Below are 19,249 nucleotides of genomic sequence, written 5' to 3'. Positions count from 1 at the left end.
ACCAATCAATGATTAATGTAGCTGTAGTTCGGTCTGCGCCATCGGATCGGGAACAGCGTCTTTTGATGGTTTGATATATGAGATCCTCAGTTTACCGTTGTGATAATCGATGCCCGGCTTGTTATCCAGTTCCAGCTGAAATTGTCTGAACACATTGGGCGTATATACTGCCAGGCCTTTCACGCTTGCAACAGTGATGATCTTGCCTTTTTCAGATACATAATCAATATTAATATCACCATATACGGAGTGGTTACCGGAGCGGCGTACTACCATGTTCAGATGCGCCGGTGCATTTTCCGGAGTCCGTAGTGAAATATCGGTCAGGTTCACCTGTGCGTCCGACGGACCAGTTCTGATGATCACAGGAATACTTATACCAAATACGGGTGTCAGACTTACAGAAATGCTGGAGGAATCTTTCAGTTTGATGGGTTCTCCCTGCACTTTGGGATCTGGTACTGCCCTGAAATAGATATGCGAGCGGTATTCGCCGGCTTGCAGTTGTCCTGTTTTGATCAGCTGTACTTTGACCAGCTGTGCTTCACCCGGCGCAAGTGTGACGCTTTTGGGGAAGAAACGCAGGAAACTGCTGGCAAATAACTGTCCTGAATCAGGTTCGGTGATTTTATCGAAAGTGCCATTGCTGTTCATGCGTATTTCAATGATGGAAATCAGATACCGGGCAGTGTCCTGGCCGGTATTGGCAAGATTAAGTTCCTGTATTCTTTTCTGCCCGTCGAAAATGACCCTCATTGGCGTGATCAGCAGGTTGCCCTGAGCAGAAGAGAGGAGCGGGAAGAGTAAGAGTGTAATGAATGTCAGTAAATGGATAATGCGCATAAGCAGGATTGAAGTTAAATACCCAGGAGGCCCCTCCCGGGCATCATATATACCGGGAGGGCCTTTGGGTGAAGATCAGTGTACTATTAGTTATAGTTAACAGTAACATTGAATGGGGTACCGGATACATACTGACCAGCAGGTTGTGCAGCACTGACGTTCAGTGTAGCGCCTACATTAAGTACCTGTGTGCCACCGGTCAGCGTACCTGTACCGGAAGGATCGCTGGTAAAGGCTGTTACTGTCATCGTGTTAGCGCCACTGGTAATGGTTAACGGCGTCGTAGGTAACGTAATGACATACGTATAACCAGATGTACCGTTTACCGTAAATGAAGCTGCTGTTACTGTTCCGGCAGTAGTTGGTAATGTTACACCGCCGGTGGTGGTACGCGTACCGGCAGGTGTCAGTACAACCGTACCACCTGCGGAGGATCGAACGGCTACATTACCGAAGTTCATATCAACATCTTTGGTGATGCTGATGGGCGTGACAATAGTCGCCGTCACCGTAGCAGATGCCGTCTCCTGTGCCCGCGCTGTTGTTGCCGCGCATGCCAATGCAAACGAAGCAACGAAAAGCAGTCGTGTTCTTTTCATTTGTACTTTTTTAGATTGTTATAGTAAAGTCTTTATTGCATAGACGTGTCCTTACGTCTGAGGAGTGAGACGAGGTTGATAGAATGATGGCGCTGTGCTTCCCAACACAGTCTGCTTATTGCATTTTCCGTTTGACAGTGGGTTACCGCTTTGCTGCGGCGGATTAATTAAAATCCATAACGAATATATAGAAAAAGACAGTTATTATTATTTATGTAAGACATTTTTATGCCTACCGGAGTCTACAAGATACAGTTGTAAAGGTCGGTTTGTTTATTTTTGATAATCTTCAATGTGTTTTTAGCCGGTAAATTGTCGGAACCGCCCCACTACATTGTCCTGTTCACACCTTCGGCGCTTGTGATTACCTTGTTACTTTAGCAGTGATTACAATTATAGTTAAACAGATGTAATATGACCAGTGATCCAAAAATAGCACACCACCCTGAGCAGCCATATGTAGCGATTCGTAAAAGAGTGAAGATGGCCGACATTCCAGTCATCCTGCCGCCCCTGATACCGCAGATCGTTCAGTGGATGGAACAGCATGGTATTGCTCAGGCAGGCCCCGTATTTTTTCGTTATCTGCAATTCGACCATGAAGATCAGTTGCTCGTGGATGTAGGCGTACCGACACAGGGGCCTGTGAAGGTTAGCGGAGACGTGGTTGCCGGTTCGTTTCCTGCTGCGAATTATGTGACGGTGACGTATATGGGAGATTATAGCAACCTCAAAGAGGTGCATATGGGTCTGGAAGCCTGGATGAAAGAGAAGGGATTGAAGGAAGGCGGGCAGAAAGTAGAAGGGGCGGAATATGCTGCCCGGACAGAGTTTTATCTGACCGATCCGGATGAGGTGGAAGATCCGAAGGACTGGCGGACGGATGTAGTGATATTACTGGCGGGCTAAGTGACGACCTGCTCCGCCCTCAGACTCTTTACCGGATTCATCATTGCAGCCTTCACTGCATGATTACCGATCGTCGTCAGCGCCGTGCCGCATTACACACGCCTGCCAGCAGAAACGCCCACCTGGGTGTACTGATCCTGTAGGCAAATCCCTGTAACCAATACTGCATTGCCAGCCAGCTGATACCTGCTGCCAGCACCAGTGCTATACTACCGGATAGTTCAAAAAGACTCAATATTATAATCAATAGGATCGGATTATTGAAACAAATTGAACTGTCCGGTTTCAATATAGTTGCTGTCCGTTTTTACAATTTATTTATTTCGGCATCCATCCACTTTATCCGTTTGGCCAGCCAGTCTTTCATATACTGTACTTCCGAATCATACGAACCCAGTGATACGGCATTGGGCCAGGTGTAATTATATAGTAGATCCCATTTGTTGAAGTTCTCCTGCTGAGAATATTTCAGCTGGGCAGCACTCTCATTGATGAATGTATACAGGGTACTGATCTGCGTGGCTTTGAGTATATTCCATCTGTCCTTTACCTGTTTTACAAATACCGGATCATCAAATAAGCGGTTGATCCAGGCGGCATTTTTTACCCACCATCCTTCAGGGATGTTATTGCCGTTGTAGGTGACGTTGCCCAATGCCAGGTCGAAGTCCCATATGGGGCCCATGGAGAGTTTTGCATTTCTGTCTTTGTACATGAATACACTGCTGAAAAAAACGGCATCATTGTTTTTCAGCAGCTCATTGACCAGAAACCAGTTAATGAAGGTGGGCGTATTGATATACTTGCTGTAACCTTCCACCGGATCTGCGAAGCCCGGACTGTACAGTGTGTTTTCTGTCTGCTGGATGTAGTTTCTGATATAGTCGAGTTGTGCGGATGTAATATCCTCCGGCGACTTAATAGTAAAGGGTACCTGCAACTGACTCCGGAACCAGACTGTTTCGTCCAGTCGTTCATCCACTTCCAGCAGGTAGCCTCCGCTGATATCTGTGGCGGTAGAAGAAGGTTTCAGTTCGGGTATATTCACCCTTGTAGCCCCAACCTCCACCTGGTCTGTTAACAGGTAATTGCCCATGAACTCCCCGTTCAGTATGACCTCTACGAAGCGGGCGCGGGGCGTGAAAGCGGCTTCAAACCGGCGGCCGATCTCCAGTGCCAGATAGTTACGTAACAGGGTCTTGTCGGCAAAGTTGGCCAACAGCACCCATTTTTTGGCGGCAGGCATACCCAGCATTTCTGTTTTGGTATTCAGTTTTATGCGATAGGGCTTTTTAGGCATATTCCAGGTACTGCTGCCCCGGCCTCTCATTTCCAGTTGCATGTCGGTAACGGCCTGCGGATACTTGGTATTGGCGTCAATCGTCATGTGGCCTTTCACATAATCGTCTTTTGACACGACCGGGTTTTCCGTTTCAATATATAGGATAGGCAGACCGGTGAATGTAAAGAGTTGTAACGTGTAGTCTTTTGTGGTATTGTCAGCCGCTTTTACGGTAAAGGTGAGCGGGCGACTGAAATCATTGCTGGTTACACCTGTTTGCTGTACAACCCCGTTGACAATCACGGAGGTACCAGTGGTGTTAAATGTGGCTATCAGTGACTTGTTGCTGCTGAGGTAGGGGATACACCCACTGATATGGTCCTCGTAGACATGGCAGACGACGTCCCGTACCAGTTGTTGCGGATTGTTCTTTGCCTCAAACGTAAATGACAGTATTTCTTTTGCAGAGGGCACGACAGTATCTGCTATCGGATCGCCGCTGAGCTGTGTTGTTTCCTCTTTTCTGCAGGCAGGCAGTACAGTACATAATAAAACCAAAATGGCGTAGATGTTTCTGGTCATAAGTAGGAGATATTATCCGGGCATTGCCGGGTGAAATTGGAACATTCCCTGAAAGACGACAATAGTTGTTTCGGTGTCTGGCTAACTGTAACGTGACGCTGGGATGGGCTCAGGCGATTATAGTTGTGATGTCTTTATTGGTTCTGTCTGATGGCAAATTTGGAGCATAAACCTCTAGCAGCGCACGATGTTAATCATGGACATGGAATAATAAGCTGTTATTCTGGCAAAATACGAATGAGTAGAAATAGTCAATCGGGGCGCCTGATAGCTATCGGCGCACCTAAGGTAAGTTTTTTATAACAAGATGTATTTATTTAAATAGCGAGCAGATTTGCCCAATATCTTTCCATATAGCCCGAAATACCTCTGCCAGGGGTATATGCAGCGTAAATGGCGTTAAAATCGTTTCTGGCCATATCATAGGTAGCATTACCTAGCGCTTTTTTACGCGCCATGTATAACAGGGCAATGGAAGGGGAGCGGGAGATACCCCAGTTACAGTGTACGAGTACTTTTTTATCGTGGATATGCCGTTCGATGAACAACATAGATCTTTCCATAATGGGGTGGATATACTGTGGCGACAGTTCCTGGTCCATATCCACCATATTCAGATACAGGTGACGGTCACCATGCAGGTGCATCAGATAGGAGGGATGACTGGCCTTCAGATTGCCTTTGTAGCCAACTGCCTGACGGTGACAGGGTTCCTTGCACGCATGAATAGTGGCAAAGCCGGCAGTCACCTGCTGACAGTCTGTGTTAGTTCCTACATATAGATTCTCAAATACCTGTATCATGAAATTTCCTTGCTTATTGCGGCGTAAAAATACAGAAACCTGTCAATACACCGCATTTGTTATTATGCCGATTTCGGGGTAATAGCTGCACGGATCGCGCCAGATATCCGCGTGCGTAGATGGCCGCCTTTTTTCCTTCCGTAACCTCCTTCCCTGAAAAACCTCCGCAGCAGTATCCATCTCCTGTTGTATATACCCGTTTTTTTAGTTAAATTTCAATAAACCCTTCTCCACTTCAAGACAGATCGCAGAAACAATTAAAAAAGATGGTAATTCCACGATTCAGGGCAGCCCACAGTCCGCCTGTGACCGTCCGGAAACCCACGTCACGTTATTAAACTAAATCTCGAAGTAACCAAACTGAAAACCACATGAAAACACTTTTAAGCCTCAGCGCAGCCCTGCTACTATGCTGTACTGTACGCGCACAGAACTGGACCCTCATCTGGAGCGATGAATTCAACGGTCCTTCCCTTAATCTTGCAAACTGGTCTTATGAAACAGGTACCGGCGTTAATGGCGACTGGGGTACCGGTCAGTTAGACCGCGCGACAGACCGGTTAGAGAACGTTGGTATTGAATCCGGTATCGCCGGGGCCAATGGCAATGTGCTCAGAATATCCACGAGAAAAGAATTTTATATTGATCGTAACTATACCAGCGGAAGGATCATTTCCAAAGGGAAAGCCAGCTGGGGCCCGCAACACAGAATTGTGGCCAGGGTATGGCCCAAAGGTGTACGCACCATGGGACAGGGCTTCGCATTCTGGATGATGCCTGATGAATTGCCGCAGGGTCAGAGTACCATCAGCTGGCCCCAGGGTGGAGAGATCGATATCATGGAGTATGTCGGTAGTATCCCCACTTTTAACCTCGGTTCCACGCATTATGCCTGGGCATGGAATAATAACCAGTGGGCCGACTGGAATCATGGTCACCAGGGTGGTTATTATAGTTTCGCAGAACAACAGGCGCCTGATAATCCGGAGTATATCCGGGTAGATCTGGGAGCAGTCGTATCGGTGGACAGGGTAGAGCTGAACTGGGAAAATACCGGTAAGTCCTTCAAAATCCAGACGTCTACAGACGGGACCACCTGGTCAGACGCTTATACTACAACAGCCGGTGACGGTGGTATTGACAATATCACCTTCGGCGCCAGAAATGCGCGTTTCGTCAGAATGTATGGTACTCAACGTTCTAATGACTGGGGCTATTCACTCTTCGAATTCCAGGTATTTGGTGGCGGCAGTGCTAATCTTGCATTAAACAAGCCTGCTGTAGCCTCTTCTACCCAGGGAGCCGATGTAGCCGCCGGATTAGCTTTTGATGGTTCCGCGACCACCCGCTGGAGCAGTTCCCTGAGAAATCCTGATTACCAGTGTTGCGCGCAGTCTTCTGCCACAGATCCTGCTGTAGCCGCTAATGGCTGGCATGAGTATGGAATCGACTGGTTTGCCGACAGGATGGAGTTCTTTGTAGATGGCAACGTTTATCACATCCATTATTTTGAAGATGGCGCTGCCTTCGCGGCTGATGGTCAGAATGAAGCACAGGTACAGGTGATCAATGGTAAACGCGTACGCAAATCTGAGTTCTCCAACCTCTATCCCGAATGGCATCCTTTCGAGCATAAAATGTATGCTATCCTGAGCGCAGGTGTAGGCGGCAGTGGCAATACCTACGGTGGTCCGATAGTGGACCAGGCCATCTTCCCTGCTGACGTGTACATCGACTGGGTAAGGGTGTATTCCAATGGCACTACCTACAATCCTCCGCCAGCGGTTACGCTGACTGCTCCAACCGGCACAGAAACCTACGCAGCGCCGGGTAACATTACCCTGAGCGCTGCCGCCAGTGACCGTGACGGTGGCACTATTTCTTCTGTAACATTCTACAACGGCACTGCTGTTATAGGTACGGATAATACCGCTCCATATAGCGTTCAGTGGAATAATGTAGCCGCAGGTACTTATACCATTACCGCAAAAGCAACTGACAATGGCGGCGCTACTGCTACCTCTAATGCGGTGACAATTGCGGTGAATGGCGCAAGCTCTAACCTGGCCCTCAACAGACCAGGTACTGCTTCCAGCATAACCGGTACTTTTGCCGCTTCCAATGCGTTTGATGCCAGTGCCACCACCCGTTGGGAAAGTGCCTATGCGGATCCGCAATGGATCTATGTAGACCTGGGTAACACCTATAATGTGAACCGTGTGAAAATCACCTGGGAAACAGCAATGGGTAAAGACTATCGTGTTGAAATCTCTAATGACCTGAACAACTGGCAATTGCTGAAAACGGTGACCGGTAATACTGCTTTGGTGAACGACTGGACAGCGCTTTCCGGTTCCGGCAGGTACGTAAGAGTATATGGAACAGCCAGAGGTACCCAGTATGGTTATTCCATCTTTGGTATGGAAGTCTATGGTTCCGGTGCGTCTACTTCTGCTAATATTGCCCTGAATAAGACCGGTACCGCGTCCAGTGTGACGGGTGTATTCAATGCCAATAATGCATTTGATGCAGATGCCGGTTCCCGTTGGGAAAGCGCCTATACAGACCCACAGTGGATCTATGTAGACCTGGGAGGTAACTATAACGTCAATCGGGTGAAAGTAACCTGGGAAACTGCTTTAGGCAGAGATTACCGTGTTGAGATCTCTACTGATCTCAATAACTGGCAGGTGCTGAAGACGGTGACGGCTAATACAGCCCTTGCCAATGACTGGACAGGTCTCTCCGGTAGCGGACGTTATGTGCGTATCTATGGAACGGCCAGAGGTACGCAATGGGGGTATTCTATCTTCTCAACAGAGGTCTATGGTAGCGCCGCTTCATTGCCTGCCAATACCCGGGCGGCGTTCAAACCAGCTGAAGAGAAGATCATCACAGCGAAGTTCAGAGGTTATCCTAATCCGGTAATCAATAACTACAATGTGGAAGGTGTTGAAGACCGTTCCCGTGTGACAGTGCTTTACATGGATGGTACGCCTGCACTGAGAACACAGGTAACTGGCGAGAAGATCGATCTGAGTCAGCTGAAGTCCGGTATGTATATCATCCAGATTTTTGGTAAACAGGGTGTGATCAACCAGAAGATCATCAAACAATAATTCCACCAGCGAATACTGTCTTGAAGCAAAAGGCTGTCCGCCATCCGCGGGCGGCCTTTTATTATTTCTGTTTCAGCAGATTGGAAGCGAGTCTGACCGGTTTTGTAAAATAATAAAGGAAATAAGGCAATTCCAACGCATTGATATCATTAGCATTGGGTCGTAGCAGATAGGTCAGATAACGATGCGTAATACGCCATTTGGCGGATATATCCGCAGCCAATGACAATCGTACCCGGGCTTGTTGCAGGAGGGTATAAGATTGCCCCGGCTGAGCATGTCGTAATCTGCGTGCCAGCAATTGATAAGTGTTGTCATTTGCCGGCGCAGCATTTGTCTGGAATCCCAGTAGACCGGCTGCCAGTTGTCGCCATAATAATTCATATGGCTGCAATTCCAGGGATAAAGAAAAGGGCCCCTGCCTGTACAGCAATATCATATCCATTAATGAGCGGAGGTGCGGGAAGAAGTCGCTGGCACCGTTGTTGATCACCATCAGCTTATAATAGTCTTCAGCAGTATATGCTCTTTGCAGATAATCTGGCCCGAGCAGATCAGCAAATGAATATTGCAGATCCATTAATCCGTGAGTAGGCCGGTAATGAAATTCGAATGTGAATCTTCTGCCTCGCTGACAAGCTTTCCCGAATGCCACCTCTTTGATATGCCTTTGAAAATGGGCGGGATACTTTCTGAAATATTTTTCATGGTACATCTCATAGCCTTCTGCCAGCATGAGGGCAGTCACACGGTTAGTCTGACTGCTATCAATCATGATATCAATATCAATAAACTCCCGCATACCGATATCACGGTACAGTAGTAAGGCGTAATCCGTTCCTTTATAGTGCCGGGCCTGGATGCCCTGCTGTTGTAATAGGCTGATAATACGCGCAGCTTCCTGGTGCCGGTCAACGGCAAATAGGAGGAATTCCCGGCAGTAAGCCCTGAATTGTTGCAGGATCTCTGCCGGTACGTCGGCGGACAGTTTACTTAATACCTGGAATACCAATGGCCTCACCCGATGTTTCGTGCTCAGCTGATATACCTGCTGCCACTGGACGGGGTGCTGGCTGATAAAGGTTTTAAGTTCGGAGATGGCGCTGGTTTGCAGATATACCCTACAGCATAGTAATACTACAGTGACTTCGTTGTTCAGCATGAGGTTAGTCAACGATCAGCATCCTGTGCTGCATCATCTTTTGAAGAAAAAGAAGGGTTTCCTGCTCGCAGAGTTGCATACTGATCGCATATTCCTGCATCAGCGCGTTTACGACATCATGAATAGCTACAGGCTGTTCCAGTTTTTCCCAGATAGCGCTGCCAACAGCATTGAGACCTATGTATTGTCCGTTGTGGATGTCCATCAGGACGACTTCTTCTCCGATGCGGCTTACCAGGAAATTCCGCTCGTTCCGTCGCACGATCGTTTCCTTACAGAGGGACGTTTGTACACTTTCTGACATATGTTTAAACATTAATGATAAGTTGCGTGTATATAGTATTGGTAACATAAAATGACCCGAAATAGTTTAACCTACATGCACAAATATTGGGGCTTTGGCCTGTTGATATCATCCGGAATTGAATTCCCTGAACTGATGCCTGCATCGTCTCCGCATACAGATGTAACCATTACAATCGATGTAATTCCACAGATTCATGCGACGACAACTTTCAGTACAGGACGTATTACGTATTATATGAATGACCGTGAGCTGGTCTTTACGGTGGGAGATATTGCTTCCTATTATGTGGCTGACGGTACCAGGATTATCATCTCGCCGTTAACAACGGAAGCGGAAGACCGGTTTCTGCGGATGTTTGTATTGGCTGGCGCCATGGCCGGTATATTACAGCAACGGAAGCAGCTGCCGCTTCATGCAGCGGGTATTGTGAGCGCAGGTGGACTGACGCTGATCAGCGGACATTCCGGAGCGGGTAAATCTACTACGCTTGCGGGGCTACAGGAAAGGGGATACCGCATTTTTACGGATGATGTCACTGTTTTAAGACAGTTACCTGATGATGATTGTGTACGGGGAATCGCTTCTTATCCCATGTTGAAGCTTTGGGAACAATCCCTGCAAACCCTGCAATGGAATGACCGCTCTTTTCCGGTGATGCCAGGTATGGAGAAATACGGTATATTCTTTCACCAGCATTTTGATACGCAGCACTATCCTGTTAAAAAAATAATACTGCTTTCCGCAGGGGAGGTCAGTGAAATTCAGCAGGAAAAGCTGACCGGGAGTAAAGCATTTACCCATATTGTGCAACATATCTATAAAGAGGTACTGTTCCGGCAACCCGCTACCCGGGCTTTGTGTTTTGATACAATCAGCGCCGTGATCAGACAGGCGGAGACCCATCTGATCAGACGGCCTGCGGATTGTGATCCTGCGCATTTGTTGAATACGGTAACTGCCTTGTTATGAAAATGAAACGCATATTTAAAGCCTCTTTTCTGTTTGCAGAAGCCTGGGTATATCTCGGCGTCGCACGCGTCATGCTGGTATTTATGCCTTTCCGGAAAATAGCGCCCATGTTGGGAGAAACAATTTATACAGCCCCGGCTGCTCTGCCTTCTTCCCTGCGTCCTCACCGGATCAGGGCCGCTATCCGCAGAGCGGCTTCCTGTGCGCCCTGGCGTACAAAGTGTTTTGAACAAGCCCTGGCTGGTAAGCTGATGTTGCGTTACAGAAGAATGTCCGGTGTTATTTTCTTTGGTGTCAATAAGACCGGCGCAGAGCTGAAGGCTCACGCCTGGCTGGAGTCAGAAGGCGTTATCATTACGGGGGCAAAAGGAATCGAACAGTATACAGTTATCGCACGTTTTAAAAACTGAACCATGAGCGCGATCTATGGCATTATACATAAGAATGGAGATCCGGTATCACAGGAGACTGCTCATACCATGGCCACTGCCATGCGACATCGTGCGATAGACGGCGAAGGTAGCTGGCATGAAGGTCATGTGGTGCTGGGTCAATGTATGCTGACATTTAAGGCAGCCGATAAAACCCAGCGTATACCACTTGTAACGGACGACCTGGTCATAGTAGCAGATATACGCATTGATAACAGTCCCTATATCCGTAAACTGACCAATTCCCCCAAAGACGCTACCGATATAGAATTGCTGCTGGCGGCATTTCGTACCTGGGGACAGCATTGCGTATATTATCTCAATGGAGAATTTGCTTTTTGTATATGGGAGCGCGAACATAACCGCCTGTTTCTGGCAACAGATCGTGTGGGTTTCAAATCGCTCTACTATTATGATACGCCGGATGTGTTTATTTTCTGTACAGAACAGAAAGGACTGCTGGCAGCGAAACCATTGCCGCATTATTTCAATGAAGAAAGTCTGATTACCTATCATTTCCGTGATGGGGATCCTGTCGCAACACATACAAAGTATGTGTATGCGTTATTGGGAGGCTATGGCCTGACCCTGGAAGATCGTTGTATACGACAGGTGCGTTACTGGAATCCATCACCTGGGAAATACAGTTTTGATGACGGAGAAGAATGTGCCTGGGAGATGCGGAAACTGCTTACTACCGTTGTGAAGAACAGGATCAGTACAGACCGTCCGATAGGTATTACGCTTAGCGGCGGACTGGACTCTTCCTCTATCGCCTGTTTGCTGGCAAAAGAACTTGCCGCAGTCAATAAGCCCTTATATGCATTCTCTTCCGTGTTGCCTGAAACGGCGCAGGGAAAGGATGAAAGAGCGTATATAGAACGGATACTCCAACACTGTCCGAATATCATTCCGACCTTTGTGGATGCAGCTGCCTTTGGTCCGTTCGATGACATCAGCGATGCCTTCAACCACGATGAAACGTTCCCCAACCCGTTTTTCTATATGGACCATGCGATATTACGGGCGGCAAAGGAAAAAGGAGTGGGGGTGTTATTCACCGGTTATGGCGGAGATCACTGGGTGTCATGGCAGGGACATACTGTTATTTATAATATGCTGACAGCAGGTCGTTATCAGCTGGTTTATCAGTTGATTATGGAGTTTGCAGAACAGGAGCAACGGCATCCTTTCCAGATCGTAAAAAGAGAACTTGCGGCACAAACTTCTATCTATCGTGCATTACGGGGAAGAAGACGGAAATCGCTCAATGGCACGGCACTACGAAAGGGCTTTATCCGTAAGTACAGACAGATGATTGATCTACGTCCGGTAACAGATGTTTTCGAGACGATGATGGATAATGTAATGAGCGGCCGCGTAGGACAATTACCAGCGATGTTATCCAACCGGAATGAAGCGTATGGTATCATCTCTGCGGTACCACTGCTGGACAGAACCGTGCTGGAGTATATGATGGATGTGCCCGATCAGATGTTCGTATATAACGGACATAAGCGTAGCCTGATACGACATGCGATGGAAGGGATTGTCCCTGATGAAGTACTCTGGAGAAAGGATAAAGGTAAGTATTCACCTGATTTTATGGCACGCAGTCTGGCCGGAATATCACGAGCTGATGCAATCACACAATCGCCGGAATATGCATTGGCATTTGAAAAATATCTTTCAAAACCTGCTATGTCTCATCTGGCGGCAGGTACCGAATTATCTACTATCAGACTGATACAAGGTATTATATGCAGTAAGGTTATTTCCATTCTGCAAAAAAATGGATATCTGTTTGAAGGAAACTTTTCTTAACTTCAGTTCATTCCAATCTAATATCACATATGAAAAACGAAACAACTCAACAAAAGACCACATGGGAGACACCTGATATGACAGTGCTTCCGATTAATGACGTTACACTTGGCGCAGGTGCGGCCGGTACTGACTTTGCGTCCGAAATAAGTGTCTGATTTATTACTGTCTGGAATTCCAGACAGTAATAATTTTCTTCCGTTCCACTTAATCCTGATCACGTAATGAAAAACAACACATCACAACAACCACTTACCTGGGAAACCCCTGATATGATCGTACTCCCCATTGATAAGGTTACACTCGGCAAAGCTGGATCCGGTTCAGATTTTGCAGCTGAATGGGAAGTCAGTACCTGACATGGCAGTGATTTCTCTGGAGAATTATGTTAAGACTTACCCCAGTTTCATACCGTGCTTTATTCCATACATAGCGGCATAATAGACAGGTATGTATCCGTCCTGTAAGTACAGCATGTTTGTTTTGATGGTCGTACCGCCCGCACAGGCGATATGGAAGATGTCATCCTGCACCAGAATGGTACCGGGAGCAGCGTCGGTCTGTGTACTTGTGGGTGTGCTGTCCATCAGTTTCAATTCCTGTCCGTTGAAGATCGTAATAGCCCCTCTGTTCCACGGATTACACGCCCTTATCAGATTACATACTTCAACCGGCGTCATTTTCTCCCAATTGATCATTACGTCCTGCAGCTGTGGCCGTTTGTAGTATTTTGCCGGCGTATTTCCGTTATTAATTTCAGGAAGCGGCAGGCGTTGCTGTATAGCGGCCAGAATACCCCAGACGCCTTCTATACAGAATTGTGCGCATAACTGGTTGACCATAGCATAGTGATAATGCGGCTGGTCAGGAATGCTTTTTGCCCATACGACCGTACCCGCGTCAAACTTCTCAGAGAGTACATGTATGGAGAATCCCAGTGTGGGTTGTCCGGTCTTCAGTTGCCAGAATACAGGAGAAGGTCCGCGGAAAGACGGTAGCGGACCGCTATGAATATTAAAAGCGGGTATCCCGCCAAAACGTCTTACGTCCAGCAGATAGCGATATCCATATACAAACACCACCTCCGGTCTTGTGGTTTCCAGCCAGTAGTACACGTCTGTATCCGGGTCTCTTTCCGTCTGCATCGGCAGTTTGGTAGTATGAATAAATGCCTGTACTTTCTGTTGAGCCACAATGTCTTCTGTGGGTGAAAAGAAAATACACACTTGCATGCCATGGCTTGCAAGTGTGTAGGCGAGTGGAATGAAATAATCGCTGCCTGTGATAATTCCTACTTTCATAGCTGGTTTTAATGACTTGGATAGATGCCGTACAAAGCTATAATATAATTTATTGTTACGTATGGCATCATATTGTCGTGTGCCTGTGTGCCACCGGTCGGACTGATAGACGCAGGGTCCATCAGGGCATTGGGAATAGTGGTACCCCCACCAGGCAAAGGCAGGGTGGTATACAGATTCACGTCCGGATAGGCAGTAGGGCCGGTATTGTTATTCCCGTTTGTAACGGCCAGCATGTTGTTGACCGGATCGCCGGTAGTGGCTGTGGCATTGACCGCTACAAGCGGGTGTGTATGATTGGGAATGTTGCTGGTCAGCAATGTAATATTGGGAGTACCTGCCGCCTGGCCCAGCACGTAGTTGCCAGTTCCGCCGCTGGCAGAGATCTGTCCCATACTGATAGGTACCCGCACGCGCAGATCAGGCAAGGCAAAGGTAGTGATGCCATCTCCGCCGTATTGTGTGCCGATCAGGCTGAATAGCGCATCATACTGACTGATAGCTAACAAGGCTCCATTGCATACATTCCAGTTCACAGGCGCAAAATTGCCTGCAAATAATCTGATCTCTCCCAGATAATTATCCATAAAATCTTTTTAGAGGTTTGATATTTAGTTGCGTGAAGGGAATATGCCCTGTGTCGCGATGCAGTAAATAAGGGTCAGGTACGGCATTCTGTTGGCATGCGGAAGACCGCCGCCCGTCGATGTAACAGAAGGAGCCATCTCTACCAGAGGGGTAACCGCAGGGGAGAAAAGATTAACAGTACCTGTATTTTGTCCCGGTTGTGTCGGACTGCTGGGCGTGTTTGCGTTAGCGAAATAATTCGTGTTCGGGCTTCCCTGATCATAGGAAACATTCACTTTTACGGGGTGCGAGTGTGCGGGCAGATTATTCGTGACCAGTGTAACAGTTTCTGTACCACTGGCTTGACCGATGTTATAGTTCGTACCGCTGGTACTCTGGCCGGTACCGACAATCGCGCGGCCATTCAGGTTGGGTAACATAAAATTAGTGGTGCCATTGCCGCCATAATATACGCCCAGTAATGCAAAAAGGGCCTGGTTTTGCGCAATGGGCAATGTTTGTCCGCTACAGGATACCCAGCCTCTGGGAATCTGTGTATAAGGGAACAAACGGATTTCTCCTAGATAGTTTTCCATGGTTAGATGAGATAAGGTGAGGAAATGTAGAAAAAGTGATTACGGGCGTTGAGGGAACACACCGCTGGCGCATATACAATAAGTCATAGCCAGATAGGGGTCCATGTTATTGTGAGGGGTGCTGCTGCCGGTAATACCGATGGCCTGCGGATTTAATGTGGCGCCTGAGGTATTGTTGGAATAAGCAACAACGCCCTTGCTCGGCCCACTACTGAATGCATTCGTCAGATATGCATTGGGACCTGGTTGTGAAATAGCGGCTGCCGTCTGCGCCAGGCTGGTACGCACAACTGCCTGCATCATGTGCGTGTGCGCAGGTATGGTAGCGATTGTCAGTGTGACGTTCTCACTGCCGCCCTTAACCCCCGGGACCCCGAACGAAGGGTTTTGCAGGTTAATGCCTATTGCCGCAACGCCGCGAAGATCGGGGACCGCAAAGGTGGTAGTCCCATTACCGCCGAAATTGGTACCCAGGATCGCAAACAATGTTGAATAACTTTGAATGGGATAGAGGCCGCCATTACAGGGAAGCCATCCGGTGGGCGTAAAATTAAATCCAAAGGCTCTTATCTCGCCTATGTACGCATCTGCCATAAGGGGTGCTTTTTTTTGGGTGAATAATAAATGACAAAAGATTACAAAATGTATGACTACATCAAAAAAGTGGAGTTAGCGCATTCTGTTTTTCATGGAACTGGTAATTACTCAGGGAAACATTTTTAACTCTGTAGCAGGTATATTTTTCTGTTTAAGTTATTTCTAAGTTAATAGAACTGAATGGGAAATAAAAATTTAAGGGGAAATAAAAGACTTTTTATTTCCCCTTAAATTCGGTAAATATATATTAATAGGTATGACTTCGTTCAGACGAGTACGGAAAGTGCCACTTTCACAATATCATCCAGCGATTTCTTATCAGGTCTCGCCTGCCCGCTGATACGCAGACCACTATACGTATTGAACAGATGTTTTGCAATCGCCTGCGGCGTAAAGGTTTTGCTGATCTCACCCTGTTGCTGTGCATCTTTCACCCATTGCTGGAAAAGATGTACCATCGCATCTGTATTCTGTAACACCATCGCACCTACTTCCTCATCTACATTGGAGAGTTCTGTTGTGGTGTTGACCATCAGACAACCATCTCTTTTGTCATCCCGCAGGATTACATCCACCATGTATTTAAACGCGATCTTTATTTTCTTCAATGGTGAATTGGTTGCGCCTACAGCCTGCATCAGCATTTTCCCCTGATCTGACAGATAATAGTTCAGACAACGGATAAACAGACTATGCTTATCACCAAAAGAGTTGTACAAACTGGAACGACTCAGTCCTGTTGCCTTTGTAAGATCATCCATTGACGTACCATTGTACCCCTTATGCAAGAATAAAGCGGTCGCTTTCTGTAACACGGTGACTTCGTTGAATAATACTTCTTTAGGCATCGTACTGCAATTTGTTTGGAATAGTCGTTCCAAATGTACGGAAAAAAATTATAAAGTGCTCATGCCACCGTCTGCAATCAGTTCAGCTCCCAGCAGGAAAGTAGAATCATCAGATGCCAGGAAGAGGACTGTTTTCGCGATTTCTTCCGGTGTACCAAAGCGGCCCACAGGTATGCTGGATAATATACCGCTGGCAGTAGCAGATAGTTGCTCTTCAGACAGACCCAGTTTGCCATACAGCGGTGTCGTAACCGGACCAGGACTTACGGCATTCACCCGGATCTTTTTGCTCAGGAATTCTGCGGACAGATTTCTGATCAATGTTAACTGTGCGGCTTTACTTGCGGCATAGATAGCGGCATTCGCCATACCGATATGGGCATTGATAGAAGTATTCAGCACGATAGAGGATCCTTCTTTCAGTAAAGGCAGCAACTGCTGTACAGTGAAGTAAGATCCCTTTACGTTGATGTCGAACTGTTCATCAAAGAAAGCTTCATCCGCGTTTTCAATAGGGGAGAATTTTGCTACACCCGCATTCAGAAATATGATATCGATCGCCGGATGGATCGCCGCTACCTGCGCCTGTAACTGTTTGATATCTTTCATACTTCCAGTATCAGATACGATACCTTTTGCTGACTGACCCAGTTCTGCTACCGCTTTGTCAACGGATTCCTTATTACGACCGGTGATAATCACCTGTGCGCCTTCTGCAATGAATAACTGTGCTGTAGCGAAACCAATACCGCTGTTACCGCCGGTAATCACTGCCACTTTATGCTGTAACCTGTTCATAAAAATTGATTTAATCGTGAGTTGTTGTTGATGATTTATATTCTTTTGTTTGTTTGGAACGATCGTTCCGGATGTAAAATTAAGTATGTGGAATGAATGTTCCAAATAAAGTTTTATAAACGCCATAAGAACGGAAACGTAAAAAGTGAAATGTACAACTGAGGGAGCTTTCGGATGGGGGAGCAGGGGCGTATGGGTGCTTTTTTCCCGGTACTCGTTATATAAGCGTCTATTTCGGTCATGCAAAGCATGGCGGCCGAGACTTCCTTTTGGCGAATCAGAGGGGCAACATCTGGTGGGAAAAAAGAAAAAGACCATTCTTTATCAGAGAATGGTCTTTTTTTTCGTTAAATTAGGAGTAACCTGATTTTCCGATGTCCGAAACTGTAACACATCCGTCCGCTACCGCGGAGGAGCCATCGTCCCTACCTTTATTTGAGACGAATCTGTTTTTTGGTGATCTTCTGATCTGCATCTCCTTTGCCACAATATCTATCATTGCGGCAGTCGTTTGTATGTATCTCATGTCACCAACTTCATGGGGCGGCCAGCTCACCATGGCGCTCTTTTTCCTGTTAATTGCCGGCTGGATCCTTTTTACGCCGCATACTTTCCATCTGTATGGAGACAAACTGATTATCAAAAAGCCGCTGACACACCTGTCAGGTACTACCACCGTCATTCCCTTGTCGGCGATCAGACAGGTACAGTTCACCCGCTTCAGTGGTCCGCGCAGAGGTACCTTTATGCGCATAAAAACGCATGGCAAAACAATCGAATACCGCATAACTGACAGACCATATATTGACGATATGATCTGGCACCTGCAGCAACTCGGTGTGAAAGCCAGAAGGAATAGTATTTCCTGACCAGAAGCAGGTAAATAGTCAGCCGTTTATGGTGTGCGTCAGAAGGGTAATCCTCCTGAATACACACTCTTGTGAAGTACCCGCAAGAGCTATAAACCATTTGATACTCCTGAAAGTAACATACATGCGTAATATCAGGCAATTCCCCATATACATGCCTGAAAGCGTAATTTCTTTCTGTTCAGGCATATAAAATCTCACTCCCCGGTAACGATACCGGAAGAAAAGATGAATAGTTTTTTACAGCATGTAATCAGGCAGTCATTATCAATCAATTAGTTCCTGATAATTCTCCCTATTCATGGCAATCAACTATTGAACCCATAAAAGATCAGTTCTTTATTCCTCGCCCGGATGATCCTGAAAATCCACAAAGTCTTCTACCGCACTTCTTGTTAACGCATCCAGTTCAGGATGTTGCAGCAATGCATGCATTTTCTCCACCAGGGTCTTATGCTCCAGGTAATTCTGGTCAGCGTTTGTCAGCCGGTTCAGCATCCATACCGTCAGCGGCGTAGGACGTCTGTCCAATGAAGCAAAAAGTGGTTCATGATAGAATTCATGGAAGGATTCCAGCGTATGTGCCAGAGGGCCGGGGGAGCCGTAATCAAGATGCGGATGCTTTTCTATCAGCCGGAAAATAGGTTCGATCGCCTTGTCTTTGTCCGCGTTATGTTTCAACGCTTCCATCAGTTCGTAGAAATAAGAAATATTGTCATCATTGGAGCGTCCGTCAGGCGCAAAGGAGCTAAGTGCCTTGATAATCTCATCAGTTGTCATTATACAATTGTTAAGGGTTTGAAACGTGAAAACTATCAGTTGTGTGTAAGCAGGGTTAATGAT

At 47.0% G+C, this 19,249-nt stretch carries 21 protein-coding genes; 7 read left to right on the top strand and 14 right to left on the bottom strand.

Features of this window, described 5'->3' with window-relative positions; translation table 11 throughout:
* Nucleotides 1-12: 12 nt before the first annotated feature.
* On the bottom strand, nucleotides 13-843 hold the full coding sequence (locus CPIN_RS24370; protein WP_012792516.1) for a fimbrial biogenesis chaperone: 831 nt from the start codon (nucleotides 841-843) through the stop codon (nucleotides 13-15).
* A gap of 86 nt (nucleotides 844-929) precedes the next feature.
* Nucleotides 930-1,442 (bottom strand): DUF4402 domain-containing protein, encoded by a 513-nt coding sequence (locus CPIN_RS24365; protein WP_012792515.1) that lies wholly within the window; start codon nucleotides 1,440-1,442, stop codon nucleotides 930-932.
* 414 nt (nucleotides 1,443-1,856) lie between these two features.
* Here CPIN_RS24365 and CPIN_RS24360 point away from each other — a divergent pair, with 414 nt between their 5' ends.
* Entirely contained in the window at nucleotides 1,857-2,351 is a 495-nt protein-coding gene (locus CPIN_RS24360; protein WP_012792514.1) for a GyrI-like domain-containing protein, read from the top strand.
* A 76-nt stretch (nucleotides 2,352-2,427) separates the two neighbouring features.
* Here the strand turns inward: CPIN_RS24360 and CPIN_RS39045 are convergent, their stop codons facing one another.
* From CPIN_RS39045 to CPIN_RS24350, 3 genes are all read right to left on the bottom strand, one after another.
* Nucleotides 2,428-2,598 (bottom strand): hypothetical protein, encoded by a 171-nt coding sequence (locus tag CPIN_RS39045; RefSeq protein ID WP_187294690.1) that lies wholly within the window; start codon nucleotides 2,596-2,598, stop codon nucleotides 2,428-2,430.
* Nucleotides 2,599-2,658: 60 nt separating this feature from the next.
* Nucleotides 2,659-4,215: a CotH kinase family protein gene (locus tag CPIN_RS24355; protein WP_012792513.1), complete on the bottom strand. Its 1,557-nt coding sequence runs from the start codon at nucleotides 4,213-4,215 to the stop codon at nucleotides 2,659-2,661.
* A gap of 317 nt (nucleotides 4,216-4,532) precedes the next feature.
* The gene (locus tag CPIN_RS24350; RefSeq protein WP_012792512.1) at nucleotides 4,533-5,018 is read right to left on the bottom strand and encodes a dual specificity protein phosphatase family protein; all 486 of its coding nucleotides are present in this window, start codon (nucleotides 5,016-5,018) and stop codon (nucleotides 4,533-4,535) included.
* A 371-nt stretch (nucleotides 5,019-5,389) separates the two neighbouring features.
* On the opposite strand from CPIN_RS24350, the gene CPIN_RS24345 reads away from it, so the two are divergent.
* Nucleotides 5,390-8,137 (top strand): galactose-binding domain-containing protein, encoded by a 2,748-nt coding sequence (locus CPIN_RS24345; RefSeq protein WP_012792511.1) that lies wholly within the window; start codon nucleotides 5,390-5,392, stop codon nucleotides 8,135-8,137.
* Between the two features lie 61 nt (nucleotides 8,138-8,198).
* Here CPIN_RS24345 and CPIN_RS24340 read toward each other — a convergent pair whose 3' ends face one another.
* Both CPIN_RS24340 and CPIN_RS24335 read right to left on the bottom strand, forming a co-directional pair.
* Entirely contained in the window at nucleotides 8,199-9,299 is a 1,101-nt protein-coding gene (locus CPIN_RS24340; RefSeq protein WP_012792510.1) for a nucleotidyltransferase family protein, read from the bottom strand.
* Nucleotides 9,300-9,303: 4 nt separating this feature from the next.
* A complete protein-coding gene (locus tag CPIN_RS24335; protein ID WP_012792509.1) occupies nucleotides 9,304-9,603 on the bottom strand; it encodes a PqqD family peptide modification chaperone in 300 nt (99 codons plus the stop codon).
* A gap of 75 nt (nucleotides 9,604-9,678) precedes the next feature.
* Between CPIN_RS24335 and CPIN_RS24330 the strand changes: the two genes are divergently transcribed.
* The 4 genes from CPIN_RS24330 to CPIN_RS39485 all read left to right on the top strand — a co-directional run bounded on the left by CPIN_RS24330 (nucleotide 9,679) and on the right by CPIN_RS39485 (nucleotide 13,189).
* Complete coding sequence (locus CPIN_RS24330) at nucleotides 9,679-10,575, top strand: HPr kinase (RefSeq protein ID WP_012792508.1); 897 nt, start codon at nucleotides 9,679-9,681, stop codon at nucleotides 10,573-10,575.
* 2 nt (nucleotides 10,576-10,577) lie between these two features.
* Entirely contained in the window at nucleotides 10,578-10,985 is a 408-nt protein-coding gene (locus tag CPIN_RS24325; protein WP_044222358.1) for a lasso peptide biosynthesis B2 protein, read from the top strand.
* Between the two features lie 3 nt (nucleotides 10,986-10,988).
* Complete coding sequence (locus tag CPIN_RS24320; protein WP_012792506.1) at nucleotides 10,989-12,830, top strand: asparagine synthetase B family protein; 1,842 nt, start codon at nucleotides 10,989-10,991, stop codon at nucleotides 12,828-12,830.
* A gap of 224 nt (nucleotides 12,831-13,054) precedes the next feature.
* Nucleotides 13,055-13,189: a hypothetical protein gene (locus CPIN_RS39485; RefSeq protein WP_012792504.1), complete on the top strand. Its 135-nt coding sequence runs from the start codon at nucleotides 13,055-13,057 to the stop codon at nucleotides 13,187-13,189.
* 36 nt (nucleotides 13,190-13,225) lie between these two features.
* Here the strand turns inward: CPIN_RS39485 and CPIN_RS24315 are convergent, their stop codons facing one another.
* The 6 genes from CPIN_RS24315 to CPIN_RS24290 all read right to left on the bottom strand — a co-directional run bounded on the left by CPIN_RS24315 (nucleotide 13,226) and on the right by CPIN_RS24290 (nucleotide 17,537).
* Nucleotides 13,226-14,131: a methionyl-tRNA formyltransferase gene (locus CPIN_RS24315; protein WP_012792503.1), complete on the bottom strand. Its 906-nt coding sequence runs from the start codon at nucleotides 14,129-14,131 to the stop codon at nucleotides 13,226-13,228.
* Nucleotides 14,132-14,139: 8 nt separating this feature from the next.
* Nucleotides 14,140-14,718, bottom strand: a complete 579-nt coding sequence (locus tag CPIN_RS24310) for a phage tail protein (RefSeq protein WP_012792502.1) — start codon at nucleotides 14,716-14,718, stop codon at nucleotides 14,140-14,142.
* A 24-nt stretch (nucleotides 14,719-14,742) separates the two neighbouring features.
* Nucleotides 14,743-15,294 carry a phage tail protein gene (locus CPIN_RS24305; RefSeq protein ID WP_012792501.1) on the bottom strand — a complete coding sequence of 184 codons (552 nt, stop codon included), beginning with the start codon at nucleotides 15,292-15,294 and terminating at the stop codon, nucleotides 14,743-14,745.
* A gap of 39 nt (nucleotides 15,295-15,333) precedes the next feature.
* Nucleotides 15,334-15,888 carry a phage tail protein gene (locus CPIN_RS24300; RefSeq protein ID WP_012792500.1) on the bottom strand — a complete coding sequence of 185 codons (555 nt, stop codon included), beginning with the start codon at nucleotides 15,886-15,888 and terminating at the stop codon, nucleotides 15,334-15,336.
* A gap of 269 nt (nucleotides 15,889-16,157) precedes the next feature.
* The gene (locus CPIN_RS24295; protein WP_012792499.1) at nucleotides 16,158-16,739 is read right to left on the bottom strand and encodes a TetR/AcrR family transcriptional regulator; all 582 of its coding nucleotides are present in this window, start codon (nucleotides 16,737-16,739) and stop codon (nucleotides 16,158-16,160) included.
* Between the two features lie 48 nt (nucleotides 16,740-16,787).
* A complete protein-coding gene (locus CPIN_RS24290) occupies nucleotides 16,788-17,537 on the bottom strand; it encodes an SDR family oxidoreductase (RefSeq protein WP_012792498.1) in 750 nt (249 codons plus the stop codon).
* 374 nt (nucleotides 17,538-17,911) lie between these two features.
* Here CPIN_RS24290 and CPIN_RS24285 point away from each other — a divergent pair, with 374 nt between their 5' ends.
* Nucleotides 17,912-18,406, top strand: coding sequence for a hypothetical protein (locus tag CPIN_RS24285; RefSeq protein ID WP_012792497.1), 495 nt, complete (start codon nucleotides 17,912-17,914; stop codon nucleotides 18,404-18,406).
* A gap of 339 nt (nucleotides 18,407-18,745) precedes the next feature.
* Here the strand turns inward: CPIN_RS24285 and CPIN_RS24280 are convergent, their stop codons facing one another.
* The gene (locus CPIN_RS24280) at nucleotides 18,746-19,186 is read right to left on the bottom strand and encodes a hypothetical protein (RefSeq protein ID WP_012792496.1); all 441 of its coding nucleotides are present in this window, start codon (nucleotides 19,184-19,186) and stop codon (nucleotides 18,746-18,748) included.
* Nucleotides 19,187-19,249: the final 63 nt, after the last annotated feature.

The sequence above is a fragment of the Chitinophaga pinensis DSM 2588 genome (assembly GCF_000024005.1).
Classification (GTDB): Bacteria; Bacteroidota; Bacteroidia; order Chitinophagales; family Chitinophagaceae; genus Chitinophaga; species Chitinophaga pinensis.
This window is presented reverse-complemented; position numbering and strand designations above follow the sequence as displayed.

Excerpts from the sequence above, each read along its gene's own strand:
- CPIN_RS24325 (WP_044222358.1), top strand. The coding sequence starts at position 10,578 with ATGAAACGCATATTTAAAGCCTCTTTTCTGTTTGCAGAAGCCTGGGTA.
- CPIN_RS24370 (WP_012792516.1), bottom strand. The coding sequence starts at position 843 with ATGCGCATTATCCATTTACTGACATTCATTACACTCTTACTCTTCCCG.
- CPIN_RS24290 (WP_012792498.1), bottom strand. The coding sequence starts at position 17,537 with ATGAACAGGTTACAGCATAAAGTGGCAGTGATTACCGGCGGTAACAGC.
- CPIN_RS24300 (WP_012792500.1), bottom strand. The coding sequence starts at position 15,888 with ATGGCAGATGCGTACATAGGCGAGATAAGAGCCTTTGGATTTAATTTT.
- CPIN_RS24320 (WP_012792506.1), top strand. The coding sequence starts at position 10,989 with ATGAGCGCGATCTATGGCATTATACATAAGAATGGAGATCCGGTATCA.
- CPIN_RS24355 (WP_012792513.1), bottom strand. The coding sequence starts at position 4,215 with ATGACCAGAAACATCTACGCCATTTTGGTTTTATTATGTACTGTACTG.
- CPIN_RS24350 (WP_012792512.1), bottom strand. The coding sequence starts at position 5,018 with ATGATACAGGTATTTGAGAATCTATATGTAGGAACTAACACAGACTGT.
- CPIN_RS24305 (WP_012792501.1), bottom strand. The coding sequence starts at position 15,294 with ATGGAAAACTATCTAGGAGAAATCCGTTTGTTCCCTTATACACAGATT.
- CPIN_RS24335 (WP_012792509.1), bottom strand. The coding sequence starts at position 9,603 with ATGTCAGAAAGTGTACAAACGTCCCTCTGTAAGGAAACGATCGTGCGA.
- CPIN_RS24295 (WP_012792499.1), bottom strand. The coding sequence starts at position 16,739 with ATGCCTAAAGAAGTATTATTCAACGAAGTCACCGTGTTACAGAAAGCG.
- CPIN_RS24315 (WP_012792503.1), bottom strand. The coding sequence starts at position 14,131 with ATGAAAGTAGGAATTATCACAGGCAGCGATTATTTCATTCCACTCGCC.
- CPIN_RS24285 (WP_012792497.1), top strand. The coding sequence starts at position 17,912 with ATGTCCGAAACTGTAACACATCCGTCCGCTACCGCGGAGGAGCCATCG.
- CPIN_RS24365 (WP_012792515.1), bottom strand. The coding sequence starts at position 1,442 with ATGAAAAGAACACGACTGCTTTTCGTTGCTTCGTTTGCATTGGCATGC.
- CPIN_RS39485 (WP_012792504.1), top strand. The coding sequence starts at position 13,055 with ATGAAAAACAACACATCACAACAACCACTTACCTGGGAAACCCCTGAT.
- CPIN_RS24310 (WP_012792502.1), bottom strand. The coding sequence starts at position 14,718 with ATGGATAATTATCTGGGAGAGATCAGATTATTTGCAGGCAATTTTGCG.
- CPIN_RS24345 (WP_012792511.1), top strand. The coding sequence starts at position 5,390 with ATGAAAACACTTTTAAGCCTCAGCGCAGCCCTGCTACTATGCTGTACT.
- CPIN_RS24280 (WP_012792496.1), bottom strand. The coding sequence starts at position 19,186 with ATGACAACTGATGAGATTATCAAGGCACTTAGCTCCTTTGCGCCTGAC.
- CPIN_RS24360 (WP_012792514.1), top strand. The coding sequence starts at position 1,857 with ATGACCAGTGATCCAAAAATAGCACACCACCCTGAGCAGCCATATGTA.
- CPIN_RS24340 (WP_012792510.1), bottom strand. The coding sequence starts at position 9,299 with ATGCTGAACAACGAAGTCACTGTAGTATTACTATGCTGTAGGGTATAT.
- CPIN_RS24330 (WP_012792508.1), top strand. The coding sequence starts at position 9,679 with ATGCACAAATATTGGGGCTTTGGCCTGTTGATATCATCCGGAATTGAA.